At 59.9% G+C, this 23,162-nt stretch carries 18 protein-coding genes; 7 read left to right on the top strand and 11 right to left on the bottom strand.

Annotation, left to right across the window (positions count from 1 at the left end):
* Positions 1-8 precede the first annotated feature (8 nt).
* The 10 genes from GIV26_RS06865 to tssB form a co-directional block, all read right to left on the bottom strand.
* Positions 9-266, bottom strand: a complete 258-nt coding sequence (locus GIV26_RS06865; protein ID WP_236279804.1) for a PAAR domain-containing protein — start codon at positions 264-266, stop codon at positions 9-11.
* Between the two features lie 73 nt (positions 267-339).
* Entirely contained in the window at positions 340-861 is a 522-nt protein-coding gene (locus GIV26_RS06860) for an Hcp family type VI secretion system effector (RefSeq protein ID WP_236279802.1), read from the bottom strand.
* 105 nt (positions 862-966) lie between these two features.
* Positions 967-1,812, bottom strand: a complete 846-nt coding sequence (gene icmH / locus GIV26_RS06855) for a type IVB secretion system protein IcmH/DotU (RefSeq protein WP_236279800.1) — start codon at positions 1,810-1,812, stop codon at positions 967-969.
* Positions 1,805-3,151 carry a type VI secretion system baseplate subunit TssK gene (gene tssK / locus GIV26_RS06850; RefSeq protein WP_236279797.1) on the bottom strand — a complete coding sequence of 449 codons (1,347 nt, stop codon included), beginning with the start codon at positions 3,149-3,151 and terminating at the stop codon, positions 1,805-1,807. Before tssK ends, icmH begins: the two co-directional genes overlap by 8 nt.
* Before the next feature lie 37 nt (positions 3,152-3,188).
* On the bottom strand, positions 3,189-4,538 hold the full coding sequence (tssJ, locus tag GIV26_RS06845) for a type VI secretion system lipoprotein TssJ (protein ID WP_236279786.1): 1,350 nt from the start codon (positions 4,536-4,538) through the stop codon (positions 3,189-3,191).
* Positions 4,535-5,557 (bottom strand): type VI secretion system baseplate subunit TssG, encoded by a 1,023-nt coding sequence (gene tssG, locus GIV26_RS06840; RefSeq protein ID WP_236279777.1) that lies wholly within the window; start codon positions 5,555-5,557, stop codon positions 4,535-4,537. Before tssG ends, tssJ begins: the two co-directional genes overlap by 4 nt.
* Positions 5,521-7,287 carry a type VI secretion system baseplate subunit TssF gene (tssF, locus tag GIV26_RS06835; RefSeq protein ID WP_236279768.1) on the bottom strand — a complete coding sequence of 589 codons (1,767 nt, stop codon included), beginning with the start codon at positions 7,285-7,287 and terminating at the stop codon, positions 5,521-5,523. The genes tssG and tssF overlap by 37 nt, the downstream gene beginning before the upstream one ends.
* 7 nt (positions 7,288-7,294) lie before the next feature.
* The gene (tssE, locus tag GIV26_RS06830) at positions 7,295-7,708 is read right to left on the bottom strand and encodes a type VI secretion system baseplate subunit TssE (RefSeq protein ID WP_213154304.1); all 414 of its coding nucleotides are present in this window, start codon (positions 7,706-7,708) and stop codon (positions 7,295-7,297) included.
* Positions 7,709-9,181, bottom strand: coding sequence for a type VI secretion system contractile sheath large subunit (tssC, locus tag GIV26_RS06825; protein ID WP_198715131.1), 1,473 nt, complete (start codon positions 9,179-9,181; stop codon positions 7,709-7,711).
* Positions 9,182-9,218: 37 nt separating this feature from the next.
* Entirely contained in the window at positions 9,219-9,722 is a 504-nt protein-coding gene (gene tssB / locus GIV26_RS06820; protein ID WP_223024134.1) for a type VI secretion system contractile sheath small subunit, read from the bottom strand.
* A 335-nt stretch (positions 9,723-10,057) separates the two neighbouring features.
* Here tssB and vasI point away from each other — a divergent pair, with 335 nt between their 5' ends.
* The 7 genes from vasI to GIV26_RS06785 all read left to right on the top strand — a co-directional run bounded on the left by vasI (position 10,058) and on the right by GIV26_RS06785 (position 22,792).
* Positions 10,058-10,720, top strand: a complete 663-nt coding sequence (gene vasI / locus GIV26_RS06815; RefSeq protein WP_236279756.1) for a type VI secretion system-associated protein VasI — start codon at positions 10,058-10,060, stop codon at positions 10,718-10,720.
* On the top strand, positions 10,708-12,126 hold the full coding sequence (gene tssA, locus GIV26_RS06810; RefSeq protein ID WP_236279748.1) for a type VI secretion system protein TssA: 1,419 nt from the start codon (positions 10,708-10,710) through the stop codon (positions 12,124-12,126). The genes vasI and tssA overlap by 13 nt, the downstream gene beginning before the upstream one ends.
* 5 nt (positions 12,127-12,131) lie before the next feature.
* Positions 12,132-14,654: a type VI secretion system Vgr family protein gene (locus GIV26_RS06805; protein WP_236279738.1), complete on the top strand. Its 2,523-nt coding sequence runs from the start codon at positions 12,132-12,134 to the stop codon at positions 14,652-14,654.
* Complete coding sequence (locus GIV26_RS06800; protein ID WP_236279729.1) at positions 14,651-16,456, top strand: esterase/lipase family protein; 1,806 nt, start codon at positions 14,651-14,653, stop codon at positions 16,454-16,456. The genes GIV26_RS06805 and GIV26_RS06800 overlap by 4 nt, the downstream gene beginning before the upstream one ends.
* Complete coding sequence (locus GIV26_RS06795) at positions 16,444-17,688, top strand: T6SS immunity protein Tli4 family protein (RefSeq protein WP_198715064.1); 1,245 nt, start codon at positions 16,444-16,446, stop codon at positions 17,686-17,688. Before GIV26_RS06800 ends, GIV26_RS06795 begins: the two co-directional genes overlap by 13 nt.
* 88 nt (positions 17,689-17,776) lie before the next feature.
* Positions 17,777-21,418 (top strand): type VI secretion system membrane subunit TssM, encoded by a 3,642-nt coding sequence (gene tssM / locus GIV26_RS06790; protein WP_236279727.1) that lies wholly within the window; start codon positions 17,777-17,779, stop codon positions 21,416-21,418.
* Positions 21,419-21,469: 51 nt separating this feature from the next.
* Positions 21,470-22,792, top strand: coding sequence for a hypothetical protein (locus GIV26_RS06785; RefSeq protein ID WP_236279723.1), 1,323 nt, complete (start codon positions 21,470-21,472; stop codon positions 22,790-22,792).
* Between the two features lie 128 nt (positions 22,793-22,920).
* Here the strand turns inward: GIV26_RS06785 and GIV26_RS06780 are convergent, their stop codons facing one another.
* Positions 22,921-23,148, bottom strand: coding sequence for a hypothetical protein (locus GIV26_RS06780; RefSeq protein ID WP_054895720.1), 228 nt, complete (start codon positions 23,146-23,148; stop codon positions 22,921-22,923).
* Between the last annotated feature and the right edge of the window lie 14 nt (positions 23,149-23,162).

Raw genomic sequence — 23,162 nt, 5'->3', positions numbered from 1 at the left:
AATTCGAATTAGTTGATCAACCAACTGGCGTCACCGTTTTCCAGCACGCCTTCGTGGTCGGTGGTATCACCGACGCGGGCCACGGCTTTTTCGTTGACGGTCATCGAGGGCGAGCCGCTGGTGATCACGGCACCGCAACCCAGGGTGTCGCCGACAAGGGCGACGGCGCGTCCGTTGACGATGACGTTGCGCGTACCGCTGTTGATGGTGGTGGGGCCACACATCGGGCAATCATGGTCGTGACCGACCAGAACGACGGCAGGCATAGAGCCTCCTTAAATAGGTTGAGTCGGTGAAGGTTCTGCCGCTGCGTGAACCGCAGCGGCGGAATGGGCGCGCTTAACCCGCTGCAGCCGGTTTGCGCCAGTCGTCCGAAGCTTCAGTACCGGCTACCACATGACTCCAACTGACCTTGCGGTAAGACAGGCTGGTCTTGATCAGTTGGGTGTAGTTGGAGTTGTCGCTGTCCTGGGCGTGAGGCAACACGGTGTGGATGTCGACGACAGTGGCCTCTTCCAGTTTGGTGGTGAAGAAGTGTTCCTGTTTGCCATCGGTGGAGGTGCGGAACCACTTGACCTCAACGGTCGGCAGCATTTCGCCGGTGGCCAGGGCCTGGTAAAGCAGGGGCGAGGCTTTGTTCAGCGCACTGGTGAAGGTCAGCGGTTTATGCACGCGCTGTCCGGTGGGTTGACCGCTTTGCGGGTCGGTTGGGGCACCAATCTGATGGTCGATTTCCTGGGCGAGGATTTCATCCTCGTGGCCTTCCACAAAGACGTTGCCCACCGAGTCAGCGGTGAAGGCGCCCTTGGTGATATGGCCCTGGTTTTTGCCGTGGATGCTGATGTACGCGGGTGTTGGCATGACAAGCTCCTTGTCGCGATCAAGTGAACGACCCGGGGGGTCGCGGGTTATGGCCGATACGGCCATGGCTTTGCAGGCGCTCGGGGTGAGCGCGCTGAAAATCGGTTACAGGTGCAGCACCCGCTCCAGCGACACCAGCACCTGTTGGGTGATGGCGTTCAGGCGGATGGAGTAGATCGTGTAGGCGACCGTCAGCACGACGGCGGCCATGGCCCAGGGCGTCCATAACGGCCAGGCGCGTTTGATCCGGTAGTTGCGCGGCGCGACGTTTTTCAGTGGGTCGGTCAGGCGCTTGGGCGTCTCGCCGCGCAGGGGGCGCAACAGGCCGTGCAGTTGGTCGATGATCTTCTGTATTTCGTCGTCGCCCTTGATATGGGTGCCGTATTTGCCCTTGAGGCCGGAGATCAAGCACTGGTACATGAACTCCAGCACGTGCTGATACCGGGCGGCTTCGGGGATCATGTTGTTCATCACGGTGAAGAATTTTTCGCCGCCTTGGGTTTCTCCGTGGAATTGACTGAGCAGCGAGCGTGCGCTCCAGATGGAGAGCCTGCCCCAAGTGGTGCGCATGACTACCTCGTCAATCAACAGGCACAGGCTGTAGGAGTAGGCCTTGAGCATGCCGGCGTCGTAGTCGAGCTGGCTGACTTCTTCCATGATCGTGGTGATCTGGTTGCTGACGCTCAGGTACAGCGCAGGTACGTCATCGTGGTGGTCTAGACGGCGCAGACGGATCACCAAGCCGATCAGTGGCGTGGCGGCATCGCACAGCGGGTTCCAGGCCACGCCGCGCAAGTCGTATTCAGGGTCGGCGAGCAGCGGTTTAAGTTTTGGTTTGGGCGGTACTGTTTCGACAGATTCCGGCTTGCTTCTGGAGTGCTGCACCAGTTCATCAAACACTGGAGTATCGGTGTCCGACTCAGGGTTGGCGCTGTTTTTCACGTCACTCATCTCTCTCACTCCTGATCGCCCAGAACTGCAACTCCAGCTCCGGGAATTCACCGGCAATATGGAAGCCGAACCCGCTGCCGCTGCTCAGGCCTTGCCACGCAGGGTGATGGCGGTCGAGTTCGAAGTAGCTGAAGCCGGCATGGAACGGCAGGTGCCGTGGTGCCACCGGCAGCGGCAGCAGCGGGATACCTGGAAGCTGCAGGCTGACCAGTTGTTCCAGGCCTTCGGTGGAGCTGATCTTGATCTGCTTGGGCAGTTGCTGGCGCAGGGTCTCTGCTGGCAGTCCGGCGCGCACGGCGAGGATAAATTCGGCGTTGTCCAGCAGGCGCTTGTCGTTCATCTCGGCAGTACGCACGCCGTATTGCTGAACGACGATCGGCAGCGACACGGCGCGCGGTTGCAGTACCGTGCCCAGGGCGCGGCGCAGGGTGTGCTCCAGGATCTGGAAGGATTCGCGCAGGTTGTCGTGCTGATAGGCGGGGTATTCCTGGGGCAAGTGACCTTCATCGGTAAAAGTCACTAGCTCGCCGCAGGCTTGGGCCAGTGCGATGTATAGCCGCTCCGGGTGAACCTGGCGTTGCCGGGCCAGGTGCTGGAACAACGGAAACAAGCGGTTGAGGGTTTGCAGCAGGTTGAAGTCGGTGACGTCAGCCACCCCCGACTGCCCCGGTGAGCCGATACGCTGGGCCAGGTTCTTGGCGCGCTCGCGCATCAACCCGGCCACTTCACCCAGGTAGCGATGCAATGCCGGCACCGCTTGCAGGGACAGGCTGGTGGGGTAGAAATGCTCGTCCATCACCAGGCTGCCGTCCGGGCGTTTGTCTTTGATCTTGCCCAGGGCGATGCCGGTAAAGGCGCTGCGGTCGCTGCGTTCGAGCATCAGTTGCAGGTTGGGCACGGCCAGGTCCATGCCGACCTGATCGCCGTCATCGCTGTGGGTGTCACGGATTTCCTCGCGGCGGGCGATGTAGCGGCTGTTGCCGTACTGGTCGGGCCAGCGCACTTCGAGGGCTCCGTTGGAGCGCAGCGGCAGGGCCAGATAGACGATCTGGCCGACCACGCTGCTGTCAGCGATCTCCAGCGGGGAGGGCGGTGCCAGGTCGTGGGGAATGTCGAAGACGCTACCGTCGGGCATGATCCCGCGTGCCCGGGTAATGGCGATTTTGCCGAAGCTCAGGTATTCGTCGTTCAACGCCAGCTCGCTGAAGCCATAGAGTGCGTCGTTGAGGCTGTGCAGGCGCTGGTGCACGGCGGCTTCGGCGGCGCGGGCCTGTTGCTGGAAGTGCTGAGGTTTGACGAACAAACCTTCATGCCAGATGACGGGGTTGCGTGAACTCATCGGTGATTACTCGGGGCAAAAGCGGCTGAAAAAGGCGTCATCGGGTTTCTCCCTTGAGGCTGACCTGGGTGGCATCCAACTGCACCAGTACGGCGTATTGGCGGCCCTTGGGCTCGACGCGCAGGCGCTGTTTCCACTGGCCGACATCAGTGCTGTGGTAGTTGGCGATCACTGCGATAAAGCGGGTGTCTTCATCCAGGGCGCGCAGGTCGATGAACTTGAATTGGCCGGGGTTGAGCAGGTAGTCGTCGGCTCGGATATAGGTGCTGCCCAGGGTCTTTTTCAGGTCGTCGGCCATGGCTTGTGGGCTGGCGTTGACCAGCAGCGAGTCGTCGGTCAACTGCAAGACCTTGAAGGCGATGGGCGTGGCGACATGCGCCAGCGCCGGGTTGCCCCAGGGCGTGGTCAGGCGCACGCCTTGGGCGTCGTAGTCACCCAATAACGCGTCTTCGACAGGCGACATGGGCACCACGAGTTCTGGCTCCAGGCTCAGTGGCGACTGGGCTGGCACGCTTTCGTAAAGGTGACTGAGCAGGGTTTGCACTTTGTCCGTCAGGGCTTGCGGGCTGGTTGCCTGCACGTTGAGGGTGTAGGGCGAACGGCTCGCGTCTTCATCCAGTGCCGTGCCGGTGCTGATCAGACGTGGGTTGACGTCGTCGCTGGCGTACAGGCTCAGGGAGTAGCGGCTGGGCTGATCGTCGGGGCCGCCGACCGGGATGGAGGGCGTCCAGATCACCTGGCCGATCTTGCCGAGCATGGTGCAGCCGCCGAGGGTCAGGCAGGCCAGCAACAGGGTGCCCAGGCGCAGTTTGCTGAACAGGCTGATGCCGCGCTTGTGTGCAGGCGCGCCAATAACCGCGAGCGGCTCGGGCGACGGCGCTGTATGCATCGCTCGGAGAGGGTCGCCTTGCTCCGTCAAATCCACGGGTTGGCAAAGACGCTCGAATTCCGGGCAAGTGGCAGGTCGCTTATCCACCTTTGGCCGACTCGGCAGATCTTCCTGGTGCCACACGTGCATGCCTTCAGGGTGGTCGCCGAGAAGCTCATCGAGCGAATGCTGTCCTGGGGCGTGCTCGCCCAACTGCACCGCAACCTGATACGCACCAATCTGCAACTGATCACCGTCGTTGAGGCTTATCGCAACATGGCGCTCAAGCGGCAGGTCGTGACCGTTGATATAGGTTCTACCGCTGCGGTCGATCACGCAGAAGCGCCCTTCGATGACGCGGATATCGCAGTGGTTGGGGCGTACGCTGTTGAGGCGATCTTCCAGGCGCCAGTCCTCTGCGGCACTGCCGATGCTGCCGCCCTGTGGACCAAACCGGTGAAGGGGTAAATACCCGTGCAGCAACTGCGCAGGATTGTTGATAACCAGCGTCAGCGTCATGCGCGCCCCCGGATCCGCACCACGGCGGGATGACGTTGTTCCTGATGTTCGATAAAGCTGGTCCAACCCAGGTGAGTGCCGCTGGCGCGTTGCAGGTTGAACGGCGGTACATCTTCTTCGCGCAGCCCCAGTTCCAGGTCGTAAGCGGTGGCATCGCGCAGCAGAAAATCCATCAACTGGCGCAGCCGTCCGAACTGATCGCCGCTGGGCAAAAACTGCCGAAAGCGCGCCTGGGTCAGGTTGGGAATCACCAGGGTGAACTTGCTGGCGCGGGTCTTGCTGCGGTCGCCCACCACGAAATCGCTTCCGAGAACACCGTTGGCTTTGCCAAGTGACAGGCGCTGGCGTTGGTTCAAGCTCACCGAGCGCGCCTCGAATTCACGGATATGCACGCCGTGCAGGTCGAAACAATGTTCGACGATGCCGGACACCACCGACGGCGAGCGGCTGCGGTTGGCAATCAACCCGGCAAAGCTCAGCAGGCGGCCCCAGGGCAGCGGCGTCGCACCGCGCAGGTCGTTGTCGTTCAGCCCGACCATGGAGAATACGTAGCGCGAAAAGCGGTCGCTGGCCTCGGCCTGAAAGCGAATGTAGTAGCGGTACTTGCGCCAGCTGGTGTGCAGCAGGGTCAGCAAGCGATGGTTGAAAAAATCCATGAACGCCGGGCGAATCCCGCGCTCCTGGGCCTGCTCGTAGGCCAGGCGATCCAGGTAGTAACCGGGCAGTGGCGAGTCGGTACCGTGCAGGCCAAAGAAGCTGATCTGCATGCGATAGCGCACCTCTTCACGGTCCTCCTCAATACGTGCCGCCTCGACTACGTCGGAGGCCGGAAAGCCCAACCCTGCATGGCTTTGCAGGCGCACACGGCGTCTCGCCGCCGCACTCAAGGGCTGCGCCTCCAGGTCATCGCCATGCAAGGCGTGCAGATGCTCCAGCAGACGGTGAAACGAATAGTTCCGCGCGTCGGCCAGCAGCACATCGGCTAGATCACGGGTTGTCTGCCGGTCAACAGTGGCCATTCATAGCGCTCGTTGTTAGTGGTATTGATCACTTCCAGGCGATGGAAGGAATTGATGCTCGCGTACAGCGCGAAGAAGTGTGAAAGCACGCTGGCGAACAGGTACAACTCGCCTTCGCAGAGAAAGGCGGTCTGGTCCAGTTGCAAACGGGTCTGCACGCCACGTACCGGTTGGCCCTTCATCAGCCAGTCGATGGGGGTGGTCACGGCATCCTGGATACCGTTGAGACGCTTGCGCGTGGCGCGGGCCTGCTGCAGGTCGTGCAGGGCGGCGAAGTCATAGGCGCGGATGACCGCCTTGAGCGGCTCGGCCGACAGCAACGACAGGTAGTTCAGCGACAGGTTGGAAATCAGCGTCCAGTGCAGGCTGGCATCCAGCACCGGCCGGTAGCTGCGGGTCGGTGCGATCAGGTTGGTGTAGGTGGCGAACGACGGCGTGACTTCGGTGGACAGCGATATATCCCCGACGCCCAGCAACTGCGGCAAATCGCGGTTGCTGCAGGTCAACTCGATGGACGCTGCTTCATGCTCACCGATGTACAGGCTTTCGTCGCCGCGCACGAAAGCGATGCGATGACGCAAGCCCTCGCGCCCATGGGACTCTTCGATATGCGTGCGGAAGTACAGCGCGGTGCGGCCCCGCGCGTGTTCGATCTCATGCTGAAACGACTCGAACGGGGTAAAGCGCCGCAACGGATCGCCCTTGCGCTCCTTGTCGGCGGCATCCCAACCAGCCACCTTGTCGACGCTGAAAATCTCGTAGGCTTCGGGACGGTTGCCGCTGGGGCTGATACGCCGTTCCAGGCTGCGCCCGTCCAGCGCAATCGGATTGGCGTCGTGACGAAACAGGTTGACCGCCGGCGCGCAGTACAGGTGCAGATCACTGGTACGCAGGCGGATATCAGGTGGCATGGGCCGGCTGAACTGAAATTCAAAGCGCAGGCCGGTGGCGCTGATCTCCGGCCAGACGCGCGCCAGCTGGGTCAGGCTGAAAAAGTGAAAACGCTGCGGGAACACAAAATACTCCTGCAGGATCCGGTAGCCATCGAACACATTGCGCGGGTAGGGCAGCAGCGCTTCGTCGGGTGTGAAACCGGGAAAGCCGATAGCGTTGGCCGACAGGCGATAGCTTTGCTTGTCAATATGCAACGTGACGCTGTCCAAGTAGTGGGCGAGCCACAGGTACAACGTCATGGCGATGGCGTTGTCCCCACCCAAATGAAAATCCAGCTGGTCGCAGGCCATGCTGGTCAGCGGTTGCTCGGTCAACACCTTGAGGTCGATGCGCATCACCGAGGCCTCGCGACTGTGGGCATCGCTGACTTCCTGCAACGCCAATGGGTACAGGTTGACGTCAGTGCAGGTACGAAACTGGCAGGAGACACCATCCACCGGTTTGGCAAACAGCGGCGTGCCTTTGGGGATCACCTGGCGCTGGCTGATCGCATCCGGCAACGGTGTAAAACGGATGATGGTCGCGCTGGGCAACGGCCGCAGGTAATTGGGCCAGAGCATCTGCAGCAGCGGATGAGTCAGCTCCGGCAAATCGTCGTCGATCTTCATGCCCAGCTTGGCGGTGAGAAAGGCAAAGCCCTCCAGCAGCCGCTCCACGTCCGGGTCGCCGGCCTGATCACCGAGAAACTGCGCCAACTGCGGGTTGTCCTCGGCAAACTCGCGGCCGAGTTCGCGCAGGTAGCGCAACTCTTCGGCAAAGCGTTGTTTCAAGTCCATTGCATCCTCATCTCACGCGGGTGTAACCGTCGCGGCCGTGCATGGCCACCTCGATCTGCACCTGTTCTTCCTTGTGGTTGACCTGCACCTGGCAATCCAGACGAAAGTTCAGCTCCAGCGGTAGGTCCGGGTCGGGCTGAAAGCGCACGCCCGTGACCTTGATGCGCGGTTCAAAGGCTTCCACCGAACGCCGGATATCGGTGCTGATGGCCACCACCAGGTCACTGCTGGCCTGGGTGACGCCATTGAAGTCACGCAGGCCCAGCTCAGGGCTGCTTTGCGAGCAGCCCTGGCGTGAATTGAGCACCTGTTCCAAGTGGCGTTTGATCGCCTCGACACGCTGGCGCGCCTGTTCATCCGCGCTGCCGGGGCGGTAGCGCGGTGCGTCGGGTTCCAGGCGTTCGAACAGGCTGGCGCCCATTTACTGGGTGTCCAGCCGACCAACGAGTGAGATCTCGAAGTTGGCGCCCATGTACTTGAAGTGCGGGCGCACGGCCAACGACACCTGGTACCAGCCTGGATTGCCTTCCACGTCCTGCACCACGACTTTTGCGGCGCGCAAGGGGCGACGGCTGCGCACATCGGACGAAGGGTTTTCCTGGTCGGCGATGTACTGCTTGAGCCAGTCGTTCAGCTCGCGCTCCAGGTCCTGGCGTTCCTTCCAACTGCCGATCTGTTCGCGTTGCAGCACCTTGATGTAGTGGGCCAGGCGATTGACGATAAACAGGTACGGCAACTGGGTGCCGAGCTTGTAGTTGGTCTGGGCTTCCTGGCCTTCGCGGGTCTTGGGGAAGTTCTTTGGTTTTTGCACCGAGTTGGCCGAGAAGAACGCCGCGTTGTCACTGTCCTTGCGCATGGTCAGCGGGATAAAACCGGCTTCGGCCAGCTCGAACTCCTTGCGGTCGGAGATCAGCACTTCGGTCGGGATCTTGGCCTGCAATTGGCCCAGGGATTCATACAGGTGCACCGGCAGGTCATCCACCGCGCCGCCGGATTGCGGGCCGATGATGTTCGGGCACCAGCGATAGCGGGCGAAGCTGTCGGTGATGCGCGAAGCCATCAGGAATGCCGTGTTGCCCCACAGGTAATTGTCGTGGTTGCCGTCGACAGTTTCGTCGTAGCCGAAGCTGCGCGTTGAATTGTCGTCGGTGCTATAGGGCGGGCGCAGCAAGAAGCGCGGTAGGGTCAGGGCCAGGTGGCGGGCGTCTTCGGATTCGCGCAGGCTGCGCCATTTGGTGTGGCGTGGGCCTTCGAAAATGTCGCTGACTTCCTTGAGATCAGGCAGGCCTTGGAAGCCTTCCAGGTTGAACAGCTCAGGCCCGGCCGCCGACACAAACGGCGCATGGGACATGGCGCCGATGGAGGCAACGTAGCTGAGCAATTTGATGTCCGGCGAGCTGGGGCCAAAGGTGTAGTTGCCGACGATGGCGCCCACCGGTTCGCCGCCAAACTGGCCATAGCCGGCGGTGTAGACGTGCTTGTACAAGCCGCTACGGGTGATGTCGCCGGCGTTGTCGAAGTCGTCCAGCAGCTCCTCTTTGGTGACGTGCAGCATTTCCAGCTTGATGTTTTCGCGAAAGTCCGTGCGATCCACCAGCAGCTTCAGCCCACGCCACGACGACTCCAGTTGCTGGAACTGCGGCTGATGCAGGATCACGTCCATCTGCTTACCCAGGGCGCGGTCGATTTCAGCAATCATCTGGTCGACGCGGTGCTTGTTGACCGGCTGCTGGTGATCGCCGCTTTGCAGTATTTCGCTGATGAACGCGGCCACGCCTTGGCGGGCCACGGCATAACCTTCCTGGGACGGACGAATGGTGGTGTTGGCTAGCAGTTGGTCGAGCAACGACAGGGGTTCGTCAGCCACCAATACTTGGGCGGCGGCGCTTTCCATAGGCATGGGGAGTACTCCGTTTAGAAGGGCGTTCAAGTCAGTTGTTGGGCGCGTCGAGCACCAGGTTCAGTTCACTGGCCAGGCGTTGACGGGCGGTTTCATCAGTCAGCAGGGTTTGCAGGTGTTTACGAAAGGCCGGGACATTGCCCATCGGGCCCTTGAGCGCAACTAAGGCTTCGCGCAGTTCCAGCAACTTGTTTAACTCCGGTACTTGGCGGGCGACCGCATCGGGGCCGAAGTCATTGATGTTTTTGAATTGAAGTTGCACGTTCAAGTCGGTGTCTTGGTCGTTGTTCAGAACAGACGGCACCGCCATGTTCAGAGCAACTTCGGCTTTGGTGAGTACTTCATTGAAGGTGTCTTTATCTATTCGAACGGATTGCCGGTCTTCAAGGGCGGTTAGTTCACCGTGGCCTTTGAAATCGCCGGTAACCAACAGCTTCAGGGGAAGCTCTACTTCTGCTTGTTGATCGCCTGTGGCTGGGACGTACTTGATGTTGACGCGTTCTTTGGGGGCGACAGAACCATGAGTTTTCGACATGGGAAAAATCCTTTTCGTAAGGTCGGCGTATTAGAACCAGCTGTTGCAAGGTTTGTCTTGTAGGACGAAATGGACGCGATTCGTGGGCTTTGGATGTAGGAAAAAGCATCGCGATAAGAATTTATAAATTTCCTACGCTCGCTATGGAATTATCTGAAAGAGGCCTCTTTTTATTCTCGATTTGGCAGTGTGTTGTGCGTCTTTTACTTGCCTATCCATTGAGGGCGGGTGACGCTTTGCAAGTTAATGAATTTAACTTTTGGTCTACACCACGTTAGTTCTAGAGTTGAAAAGTATCCGGTTTGGATTCGACGGGGCATATTCAGGAGGCGTTGATGCGCAACGGATGGCGAGGATGGAAATGGGCGCTCTGCCTGACGGTTGTGGCGGTAATGGAGGCGCAGGCAGCGACCCAGGATTGCCCTGCCATCGTCTCGCCCTTGAAGCGCCTGGAATGCTTTGATCTGGCGGCCGGCACGCCCATTCATCAGCCACTTGCACCGCCACGTGCCCTGGGCCGGGTGCTGCCGATTGTCGATCTGGTCCAGCGCAATGAGGCCAAGCGTCCACCCGAGGATCAGCGCTTTCTGTTGTCGTCATTCCCGGAGCCGGACAACGACCAGCAACAGCGGCTGGTGATCTCAGCCCCAGCATTGGGCGCGCTACCGCCTCGGCCTTACCTGGCCATCAGTTGCGAATCGAAAATCTCGCGCCTGCAATTGGTGCTGGATGAACCGGCCAAGCCCAACAAGATTCGCATCCAACTGTTCAAGGATGAGCGCCCGGTCTCCGGGGTTTATCAGTGGCAGGTGCTGGACGACGCGGGTCTGGTGGTGGATGCCGGGCGCGGGCTGCAGGCGATTGCCTTGTTGCGCAATATGGGTGGCGGCCAGCGTCTACGACTGGAGAGCGACTATCCGCGGCTGCACGGCCTGGTCTTCGACGCCGAAGGGCTGGGTGAGCTGATCGAACAGGAGCGCCAAGTATGTCGCTGGTAATCGACGTGCCGGCGGACACCGTCAAGCTGCTGCTGACCCCCATCGACCCGGAGCAACCTGCCGGGCATTTCGATGTAGAGGACGAAACCTACCAGGCCATCGACCAGGAGATGGTCAAGCTTGGCGGCCTGCGTGAAGGCGACATCGACTGGCCGTATATCGACGAAGCGTCCCGCCAGTACCTTGCGACCCAGTGCAAGCACTGGCGCGTCGTCGCGCACCTGCAGGTGGTGTGGCTGCGCACCCGGCAATGGGCGCGCTGGGCCGATGCCCTGGGTTTGTTGGCCGGCATGGTCGAGTTGTATTGGGACAGCGCTCACCCCAAGCCCGGCCCCACCGGTTACCTGAACAAGCGCAAGCAAGTGCAGCGCCTGTTGGGCGACCTGGAGCAGGTGTTGCCGACCCTGCAGCGCAGCAGTTTTGAACCGGCCTACCAAGCCGCGGCGGAACTGGCCCTGGCCAACCTGCAACGCTGTGCCGAAAGCGCCAAGCTCGACCCGGCCCCGTTGGACGCGTTGCAACGCCAGTTGGACAAATACAGCGAGCCGGGCGTTGCCACTGAGCCCGCCCGTGCGGCCACCTCCGGCAGTGTGCTGGAGTCAGCCTTTTTCACCCGCCCCAAACCGCAAGCGCCGAGCAATGAGCGCGAACAACGCCGCGCCGTGTTGAACATGGCCGAGCAGATCAATCAACAAGACCCTTACGACCCCACCGGCTACCAACTGCGCCGCTTCGGCCTGTGGTCGCATTTGCGTACTGCGCCGCCCATCACCCGCGACCGTCGCACCGAATTGACCGCCGTGCCCAAGGATATCGTCGACGGCTATCAGGACGCGCTGAACCACAACGCCATCGAGCCGAACCTGCTGCTGCGTATCGAAAAAAGCGTCTGCGCCTCGCCGTACTGGCTACGCGGCAGTTACCTGGCCGCAGAGGTCGCCTCGCGCCTGGCGATGGAAGAGGTGGCGGCCGCCATTCGCCAGACTTGCGAGCGGTTTGTCTGCCGCCTACCGGCCCTGCTGGAACTGTGCTTTAGCGACGGCACACCGTTCGTGGATGCGCAGACCCAGGCCTGGATCACCGGTGCCGACCAGGCGCAAACCACCGGCAGCCCGGTGCAGGAGTACGCCGGCCTGCGCGACGAACTGGCCACCCAACTCAACACCGAAGGCGTGGAAGTAGTACTGCTGCGCCTGCAGGACCTGCACGCCACCCAAGATGCCCCGCGCCAGCGCAGCTACGCCACGGTGATTGCCGCCGACTTGCTGGCCTCGCGTGGCTTGTCGTGGCTGGCGGACGACCTGTACGCCAACGTTGCGCGACTGATGCGCGATACCACTGCGCAGGGGTGGGAGCCGGAGTTGTATCAAAGAGTTGCAGTTTTTAATAGTGAACGTAAGGATTAGCCACAATGCCCCGCCAAAGCGACCTGCGCTTCACTTTTGAGCCCTTGCAGGGCGATCCATTCGAAGTGGTCTCGTTCACCCTCGAAGAAGGCCTGTCCCAGCCGTTCAAACTGGAACTGGAACTGGCCAGCCACAACGCCGCTGTCGACTTCAGTCGGGTGCTCGACCTGGCGGGGCTATTCACCCTCTGGCGTGGCGAGACCCCGGTACGTTACGTCCACGGCCTGGTGAGTCTGTTCACCCAGGGAGACACCGGCTTTCGCCGCACCCGCTACACCGCCGTGGTCGAGCCGACCCTGAAGCGTTTCGATCTGCGCTCCAACTGGCGCATCTTCCAGGCCCAGACCGTGCCCGACATCATCACCAGCATGCTGGCCGAGCATAAGTTGACCGACATCCGCAGCGAAATCTGCTTCGAACACCAACCCCGTGAATACTGCGTACAGGCCGGCGAAACCGACCTCGACTTCATCGCCCGCCTCGCCGCCGAAGAAGGCCTGCTCTACACCTTCGAACACCGCGCCGACGGCCACACCCTGGTCCTCACCGACCGCGTTGGCGGGCTGGGCACTATTGGCACCCACACCGATTGCCCGGTGATCTACCAGTCCATGGGTGGCGGCGACGCCACAGAACCGGCACTGACCCGCTTCCACTACACCGAACAAGTGCGCACTGCGCGCCAGGTGCAGCGCGACTACACCTTCACTCACCCGCGCTACAACCAGCAGCACACCGCCACCGGCGACCAGGACCTGAACAACCAGCACAAGGACTACGAACGCTACGACTACCCCGGGCGCTACAAGCGCGACATTGCCGGTAAACCCTTCACCAAGACCCGCCTAGCAGCCCTGCGCAACGACGCCAAGTTGGCCCATGTGGAAGGTGATGACGCCCGCCTGCAACCGGGGCTGGCGTTCGATCTCAGCGACCACCCACGCGAGGACTTCAATGATCGCTGGCGCACCATCGCCATCAAGCACGAAGGCAAGCAGCACACTAGCTTGCAGGAAGAAGCGTTTGGCAGTGACAGCGGCACATCCTATGAACTGAAGGCCACAGCCATCCGCTGGACCTCTGACTGGAAAGCTCCATTACGTGACAAACCGTGCATCGACGGCCCCCAGATCGCCACCGTGGTCGGGCCTCCAGGGGAAGAGATCTATTGCGATAAATGGGGGCGGGTCAAGGTGCAATTCCCGTGGGACCGCACCGATAAAAACAACGATCAGAGCTCATGCTGGATTCGTGTAGCTCAGGGCTGGGCCGGTGCGACCTGGGGCGCCATGGCTGTGCCGCGGGTAGGTCAGGAGCTGGTGATCAGCTACCTAAGTGGTGATCCTGACCAGCCCATCGCCACGGGCCGCACCTACCGCGAGACCAATCTGCCGCCCTACGAGCTACCTAAGCTAAACGCCGTAGCGACGACCAAAAGTCGCGAATTCAAGGGCACACGAGCCAATGAGTTGCGCATTGACGACACCACTGCGCAAATCAGTGCGGCGCTGATGAGTGATCACGAACATAGCGCGCTGCATCTGGGTTACCTCACTCATCCACGCCACTATGGTGGCGGTAAACCTAGGGGGGAAGGTTTTGAGTTGCGTACGGATGGCCACGGCGCGTTACGCGCAGCAAAAGGATTATTGCTGACCGCTGAAGCTCAACTGAAGGCCGGCGCGGGTCAACTGGAACGCCAGCAGGTGATTGAGGTATTGCAAGCCGCCCTGACATTGGCCAAACAGCTGGGAGCCTCTGCTGAAAATGCCCAAGGAATTGCCCAGGACTCGCAGCCGCAACAGTCCCTGACTGATGCCGTGAACGCGTTCGGCCATGGTGCCAATGATCAGACCAATGGCTCCGACGATGGCACGCAACCCCTCATCGCGTTAAGTGGGCCTGCCGGCATCGCTGCTGCGACGTCCCGCAATATCGCCCTGGGCGCAGGCGAGCACATCGACAGCGTGGCGCAACAAAACCAGCAACTCACCGCCGGCAAAAAAGTGGTGATCAATGCGGGTGACGAAATTGGCCTGTTTGCCCAGGGTGGCGACATGCGCCATATCGCCCACAAGGGCCAACTGCTGTTGCAGGCCCAGCACAACAGTATCCAGGTGCAGGCGGACCAAAGCGTGGAAATCAGCGCCAGCCAGCAACACGTGCTGGTGGCGGCAGACAAGCACATCACCCTGTTGTGCGGCGGGGCCTATATCAAGATGCAGGGCAGCAATATCGAACTGGGAATGCCTGGCAATTTTACGGTGAAGGCTGCGAACAAGTACTTCATTGACCCAAGCAATGCTGCTACGGAACTCAATAGCTGGCCCAGCACATCGTTCAACGAACGCTTTCAGACCTTCTTCACCGACGGGAAACCTGTCCGAAACCGCGCCTATGCATTGCTTCGCAAGGATGGCGCACGTTTTGAAGGCCGCACCGATGCTGAAGGCTTCGTCACCCTGCAACAGGGCATGACGCTGGAAGGGCTTGTATTGGAATGGCTGAATACCGGAGAACCCGCATGACCGATAACCCATCGGCGCATCGTGTTGCGCCCATGACCTATAACGCTCGGGGTAATCCTGTGCATACCTGGGCATTGACGCCCAGCCATATCACCGACCCGGTTTTATGCATGCTGCCGCCGGACGGGATTCTGCCGGTGATATTTGTGCCGGGGATTATGGGGTCGAATTTGAAGAGTAAGCCTGAGGAGCAGGAAGGCGAGGAGCCGGGGGAAGAGGGCACACCTGTCTGGCGGCTGGATGCGGGCTTCATGGGTAAAAATATGTGGCTGGCCCTGAACTGGATCAACAAAAAAGCCGGTGTACGACAAAAACTCTTGCACCCGGCCAGGGTGGAAGTTGACAACAACGGCGCGGTGCCTAAACGCGCTGCCGGTACGGTTCTGGCACAGCCTGGGCTGGACCGGAAAAATACCCTTCAGGCCCTGAAAACACGCTATGAAGAACGTGGTTGGGGTGAGGTCAGTGAAACCAGCTACCACGCTTTTCTGCTTTGGCTGGAAGAAACGCTGAATAGTAATTTCCTGCCCCACCAATGGCCACAATTCGACATCCGGCCCGAGCACCTGCATACAGTTGCCGTCGAGCCGGGGCCAACTCACATCACTCGGTTAAAACCCGAAACTCCCATTGGTATGCCAGGGCTGGGCGCCAGCCTCGCCAGCCAGTTGCCGTCGATTCTTTCGGATGAGTTATTGGCGCGAGGCGGCTATCGAATGCCGGTGCATGCGTGTGGGTATAACTGGTTGGATTCAAACGAGCAGGCGGCATTAAGGCTGGCCGAACGCATTGACGAAATGATGCGCCAGTACGGTCGCAATTGTCAGCAGGTCATTCTGGTGACTCATTCGATGGGCGGGTTGGTGGCCCGTCGATGCGCACAGCTGCCGGGTATGGCCGACAAAATTGCCGGCGTCGTGCATGGCGTCATGCCCGCGACAGGCGCGCCTGTCGCTTATCGTCGTTGCAAGGTAGGCATGAGAGAAGAAGACCCCGTTGCCGGTGCAGTGATTGGTCCGACCGGCCAAGAAGTCACGGCGGTCTTCGCCCAGGCTCCTGGGGCCTTGCAATTGCTGCCGACCCAGGATTACACACCCGGCTGGCTGAGGTTGATCGACGACCAAGGTATCTCGGCAATGCCACGCCAACCTGTAAAAGATCCTTATGAGGAGATCTATCTACGTCGCGACTGTTGGTGGGGATTGCTGCGTGAGGAATGGTTGGCGCCGAAGGATGGGGATTCGATCACGTGGAAGATATTTGCGGGCAACATTAAGAGAGCAAAAACCTTTCATCAAGATATCAGTGGCTCCTACCACCCCCAAACCTACGTCTACTACGGCAGCGAAGACAAGCACCCCAGTTTCGAGTCCATCACCTGGAAAATGACCCGGGGGGCTAACGTCAATGGCCCCCACGGTTCGCGCCCCGATAGCTTCAAGGTTTCAAATTTGCAGATGCATCAGGTCAGGGATGATGGCCGCAACCCTGTGTATGTTGGCGGCCACGAGCAATCCATTCCGCCCATGCGTGGCGATCCCGATGCGCCCGTCAAAACCCTGCACACCAGCTACTGGGAGCTGCATTGCAAAATGCAGGACGGCTCCGGCGACGGCACCGTACCGGTCAGTTCGGGCAGCGCGCCGATAAAACAGGCGCGCAACGGTGGCGTTCGCCAGCAAATCAAGGCGCCCGGCTTTGATCATGAAGCGTCCTATGCCAACCCGTTAGCGCAGCAATTCACCCTCTATTCACTCATCAAAATTGCGGCGAAAGCCAAGAGGCCCCTATGCGTCAGCTGATGGTTATTTTTGCATGCCTGGTGCTGGGGGCTCTCACCGGATGCGCGGCCTTCAAACAACCCAGCCAACAGGAGAAAAACAACGTGAGCGAAATGACTACCCATATGCGCACCTGGGCGCTGGGCCGTGGGCTGATCGATTTGCCCGCTAATTGGAGTGGAGGCGGCGATGTGAAGCTCTACTACGGATTGGGCGCCGATCACTCGTTCGTTGAGGTACGTGTGTTGGGAGAAGGCGTCACGCAGGCGCGGTTTGATGCCGCATTGAACGAGCGGGCCCATCGAATCGCTGCGATCAAAAACTATAAGCAGTCTGATGTGCCCATGTTGGTTTCAGCAGTACGGATCGCACCGCAAAGAGTAACGCTACAGTATTTCGAGAGCAGCGAACTCCCGGATACGTTCGTTCATGAGTTCCATCTGCTGGTAGGTGATGCCTACGTCATGCTTCGCGCCGAATCCTATGATGGTGATACAGCCCCGGTTGAGGCTCGGTTGTTAAAGCTATCCAAGGAAATATTCAAGGTTGCCGTACCAAAGAACGCAGGTGCGGGCTTCGCCTTAGGCCCCATCGTGATCCGAAGTCATCACGATCAGGAAATCGCCAGCTTCAACTTTCGTCCCCCAGCATCGGATGTGGCGCTGAATGTCTACATCAATGCGTTATCACCGGATGATGAAGAACGTCTGCATGTTCGTACTCAAAAAGACACGCAAATATTTCTCGCTGGTGATTATGAAAATTTGCGGGCAGGAAAAATCACTCTGGCCGACATGCAAGCGGAAGAGTCCTTGATTGGCTTCAGTGACGACACTCACCGTCAAATACTCTTCGTGAGCGAAAACTATCGCGACAATCCCTCACTGAGTCGTCCGGCAATGAGTTTTCGGTTGTCGGCAGGCGGAAAAAAACGCTCCGCCATTGATCCGAATAAACCAAAAGACCTCGTTCGCTGGACACTTCCCAACTTCGCCAACAAAGGCTACGAACTACCGCTGTGGCAACGCCCGGACCGGCCTCCACGAGCAGAACCCGTAAACCCCTCACTCACCGACTACGAAGCCATGGCCGTCTGGGACGCGATCCTCAAGTCCGTGCGCATCCGCTACGGCGCGGTCGAGCCCAAGCCTGATCCTTGGTCCAACCCCCGCGGGCCTAGCCGCGAAGAGGCGGCCGAAAGTAAACGAATTCTTGATGAGTTCATCGCCAGTTTTGCGGAGCGCAAGCCATGACCATGGGAAGGGTGTTAGCGAGAGCAAAGGGGGTCATGTTCAGCCTGTCGGTGGGCAACGAACTCTACAAATACGCTAGGAGCGATTCATGAAAATGGTCTGGGGTTACCTCAAACGCTGGGGCCTGCCGGTGCTGCGTCAGCTCAACCAGGCTGTGCCGGTACTGGTGCTGCTGGGCGTGGTGTTTTTATTGATCGCCATCTGGTGGCTGGGCCCGCAGTGGACCTGGCGCGAGCATCAGCCGCTGGGTGACCTGGCGATGCGTGTCTCGGCCAGTGTCGTGGTGCTGGTGGTGCCGCTGCTGATCTGGGCGTGGCGGGTGCGTAATCGTTATCAGCGTTCGCAGGTTGAGCGCCAGCATGAGGCCGCGGTACAGGCCGATCCTTGCCTACCTTATATCGAGGCGCAGGAACGGGCCCTGGATCGGAGCCTGGGCAACCTGCTGAACAACATGGAGCGCCGCCGTTCGCTCTATCAGCTGCCGTGGTACCTGGTGCTCGGCGAGGAAAATGCCGGCAAGACCAGCCTGATCACACGTTCCAACCAGAGCTTCGCCTTGTCCCATGTGACCAAGGCCGGGGTCCGGGCCCATCAGGAAGAGCAACTGGCCTATCCGGTGGATTGGTGGATTGGCGACGAAGCAGTTTTGATCGACCCGCCGGGTGAGTTCCTCAGTCACTCGGATTCACCGGCTGAAGACATCGAGCAGCAGGGCAAGGTCAAACCGGTATTGCCCGCCGGCACCCACCCGCGCCTATGGCGACACTTGCTCGACTGGCTAACGCGCAACCGCAGCCGTCGAGCATTGAACGGCGTGGTGCTGGTGATCGATGTGCAGGCCTTGTTGGCGCAGCGTCCCGAGCAACGCAAGGCCCACGCCAACCTGCTGCGCACCCGGCTGTTTGAACTGACGCGGCAGTTGGGCACGCGCTTACCGGTGTACATAACGCTGAGCAAGTTCGACCTGCTGGAAGGCTTCGAAGAGTTCTTCGCCCGGTTGTCGCGCAGTGGGCGTGAAGACCTGCTGGGCTTCACCTTCAGTCTAGACGCAGTGGATGATTTCGATGCCTGGCTGGCAGAGCTGACGCACCAATACCAAACCTTTGTCGACTGCCTGACCGAGCAGGTTTTCAACAGCACCAGGGCGTCGCGCACATTGGATGAGTGTGATCGCTTGCAGGCGCTGATGCATCAGATGGCGGGCCTGCGCCCGGCCCTGTTCGGCTTCCTCAGTGAAATGCTCGGCAGCGATCGCTTCACCACGCCGGCGTTGGTGCGCGGGTTGTATTTTTCCTCGGTCTTGCAGCAAGGCACCCTGAGCAACGCCTTCGTCAAAGAAGCGGGGCAAGCCTATCAACTGCCGCCACCGCCACCCGAAGTCAAACCAGTCGGTGGCACGGCCATCTACTTTGCCCAGCAACTGTTCCAGCGCGTGATCTACCCCGAAGCAGGCTTGGCGGGCGACAACATCAAGGTGGCCCGCAGCAAGCGGCGGTTGTTGATCGCCGGGTTCAGCGTCGCCTCCTTGGGCTGTTTGGTCGTCATCGGCACCTGGCAGTTTTACTTCAATATCAACCGCGACAAGGCGGCCAACGTCTTGGCCAAGAGTCAGGAGTTCAGTGAGCGGGACATCGACGCCAAGGTCGACCCCACCGGGCGCAACCTGTTGTTGCCCCTGGACCAGATCCGTGATGCGGTGCTGATTTACGGCGACTACCGTGAGGCTTGGCCGTTGCTATCGGATATGGGGTTGTACCAGGGGAGGGCGATTGGCCCTACCGTGGATGAGGCTTATCTAAATCTATTGTCCAAACGCTTCCTGCCCGCAATTGCCAGCGGAGTGCTTGAGGCCATCAATACTGCGCCCGCCGGCAGCAATCAGCAACTGGCGGCCCTGCGCGTCTACCGCATGCTCGAAGAACGCCAAAACCGCCGCCCGGCCATCGTCGAAGAATGGGTCGCCAAGCAATGGCAGCGTGCCTATCCAGGCCAGGGCCAGTTGCAAGCCGATCTGATGGGGCACCTGGGCTACGCGCTGAAATACGCCGATGCCGACCTGCCGAACTACCGCGAGCGCATCACTCAAGTGCAGCAGCAACTGCGCCAGTTACCCATGGCCGAACGGGTCTATATGAGCCTGAAACAGGACGCTCTGGAGCGTTTGCATCGCCCGCTGGACTTGCGCAATGAGGTCGGCCCGGCGTTCGATATCGTCTATCGCCCGCTCAACACTGATCAAGAGGGCAGCGGGCTGCAGTTGCCGCCGCTGCTCACCGCTAAGGGCTTCAAGGACTACTTTGAACCCGGCACCGAGGGCATCATCGAACTGGCCATGATCGACCAGTGGGTGCTCGGCGAACGCCAACGCCTGGACTACTCCGACGAAGACCGCAAAGTGCTGACCCAGCGTATCCGCGCCCTGTACAGCGCCGACTACGTCGACAGCTGGCGGCGTGCGCTGAACCAGTTCGCGGTCACCGACTTTGACGACCTCAGCCACGGCGTGGCGGTGCTGGAACAAGTTACCGGCCCGGCTGCACCGCTACGACGGCTGTTGGAAACCCTGCGTGACAACAGCGTGATCTACCCGGCCGTGCCCCTGGCTGAAGGGCAAACGCCGCTCAAGCTGGACAAGGTGCCCGAGGGGCAACAACAAGCAGCAGGGATTCGGCGCGCATTCTCAAGTCTGTCAGAGCTGATCACCGCACGAGGCGAGCAGCCGTCCTATTACGAAGAAACCCTGCGTTCGGTCAGCGCCGTCTATGACTACGCCAAAGCCGTGCACGACAACCCGGACCCCGGTAAAGCCGCCCTTAAAACCGTGCTCAACCGCTTCTCCCTGGGCCGCGCCGACCCCATCGCCAACCTGCAACGCGTCGCCGTGGGGCTGCCCGAGCCGTTGAATCAGCATGTCAAAAAACTCGCCGACCAAACCTCGCAAGTGCTGGTGATCGCCGCCCTGCGCGAGCTGGAAAAACGCTGGGACATTGAAATCTACAGCTTCTACCGCGAGCGTCTGGCGGGCCGCTATCCGTTCAAGGCCAGTGGCGAGGACGCCTCGCTGGAAGACTTCGAAGCCTTCTTCGGTCCGCAGGGGCGTCTGCAGCAGTTCCACGACCAATACCTGAACGTGTTCCTCAAGGACAACCTCGATGCCCTGTACTCCGACAGCCTCGGCGGCTACCTGGTACGCAGCGACGTGCTGGAGCAACTGAAAAAGGCCGAGCGCATCCGCGACACCTTCTTCAACCATCGCGGCCACCTGGCCGTGCAACTCACCATCGAACCCCTGGCCCTGAGCGCCACTCGCCTGAGCAGCATGCTCAGCGTCGACGGCCAACTGATCCCCTACCAGCACGGCGCGCCGCAACGCACCGGTCTGGTGTGGCCCAACAGCCTGGGCAACAGCAATGGCAGTCAACTGACTCTGGTGCATAGCACCGGCAACACCGCCAGCCTGAGCTACCGCGGGCCGTGGTCGTTGTTTCGGCTGCTGAGTCGCGGGCACCTAAATGGCCGCACCGACACCAGTGTGGACCTGACCTTTTCAGTCGCCGATGGGTTGATGCGTTATCGGATTGGAGCGGAGAAGGCTAATAACCCGATTACACAGCGCAGTTTTGAAGGGTTTGTATTGCCCAGGACTCTGTTGGAAGAACGTCAAATAAAGAAAAAACCGAACAAGGTCGAGAGGCTCGCCGCAACAGCTCTCACCTATGAACGCCCATAAGTCAGCGATGACTGGGTGCGAAATAATCACACGCGGAACAGGACTGCTTACATGGCAATCAAGCTGCAAATGTTGACCGAAGACCCTAAAGAAATTGAGTTGATCGAGCGGTACTGGGCTGTCGATGAGTCAGGGCAGTACCTTGAAAAAGTGAGTGCTCTGACGGACGTTATTGAAATGGCCCCAGGCGTTACACTCGCCAGCTTCGTACGGCAACGTTGCAATGCATTCGATGATAATCAGGTCTGCCCCAAGTGTGCGGAATTGATCGAAATCAAAAATCGCTCAGTGGCCAAAAAGGTCCCTCAACGGTCCACGAAGCTTTGTACGCTTTGTCAGAACGACCATGACGCCATTGCGCTTGAGGCTAAAAAGACCAAAGCCGCAGAGCTTGAACGGCAGTTGGCCGAATACGTACGCAAGCAGTTAACCCGTACGGTGGACTACTCAGCGGTCCCGGATAATCAGGTGGTGCTTCTGCTGGCGTTGGACAGGGCTGTTACCCCGAGGTTGACCAATGGCGGCTTCAGACCGGGTGATTGTCGAGGGCTGGCGCCTCGATATGTCGATGACTTCATGCTGCAATTGCGTGAGGCTGGGCTCGTCCTTGATGACCCCAGTAAAGCAAGCCCGGGCACCTACTATTGGGAGGGCGATGAGATTTGGGTGTTGAGGGACCAGGTTGTCTATCGTTTGGCGCCAGATGTCGCATCAAGGCGTGCGGACGAGGTCATTCGTAACCTGTCGGATAGGGTGTATACCGATGCTGACGGGCTGTTCAACCTGTGGCTTGATTACGCAGTCGCCGATGTCATGCGCTATCTGGGCGCTCAGTGCGAACTCTATAACCATGATCTGTCGGAACAAGAGCTGGCAGAAATCAAAAGTACTATGCGCGCAGCTTTGCATACCTACAGTGTTTCACAGCTTTGGTCGGTGGCCTGGAAGGTTGTCAGGGATGCCGCAAGTTTAGCTAACCGCGAGTACTACAATCGCCCCAAAGCGGCGGCGACCATTCCTGGAAAGATTCGGCGGAACTTGGAAAAGGTGCAGCGAGAGTCAATTGAGCTCAAGACTTGGAGCCGCCCGGAACAACATCCTGCAGGCACACTGGGAATGGTGTTAGGCGAGATTTTGGGTGTTGATGAAGATACCCCTGGCCATAGGGTCTCGTCCCTTGTTGCCTGGCTCACAGGGCAGGCGTGTTCTCCCAGCGTCGAAGCAGCGCTTGATGAACCGATACGCGAACTGATGACCTTGGCGCTGTCCCACGATGTCGGCTCTTCAGTGATGCTGCGGTTCGCGGAGTTGATTCGTGCGGGGCATGACGTTGGTTTTGCTATTGAAGAAATCGGTGAGGCGCTGCGCTCGTAAAGGGGGCAGGGTGCTCCATCTGGGGCTGCTCAATGAGGCCGCGTTCTGCCTGCCCCCCCATGGTGGTGAACAAACCGATCGCCAGCGTTACGCTGATGGCGCGTGAACGTACCTTCATGAGGGAATGCTCAGGCAAGGCGTGGCCGCAGTTTTTTGGTCATGCGCGCGCACCTTGTAATCTGGTTGAACTGCACGTAATGGGCTTGCGCCGTCCATTCCTCGACCAGGATCAAATACTCGGCCGGCGGATTGATCTGGCGCAGATACCCGCACAGCAGGCGTGTGCGTCGCGCGTTCATCGGCTGCTTTAATGTCAAGATGACGTTGTCTGCGGCGCGGCATTCAGTGATCTCCATGACTGAGCCTCTCA

The sequence above is a fragment of the Pseudomonas sp. PA-1-3F genome (genome assembly GCF_021609665.1).
GTDB classification, from domain to species: domain Bacteria; phylum Pseudomonadota; class Gammaproteobacteria; order Pseudomonadales; family Pseudomonadaceae; genus Aquipseudomonas; species Aquipseudomonas paracarnis.
This window is presented reverse-complemented; position numbering and strand designations above follow the sequence as displayed.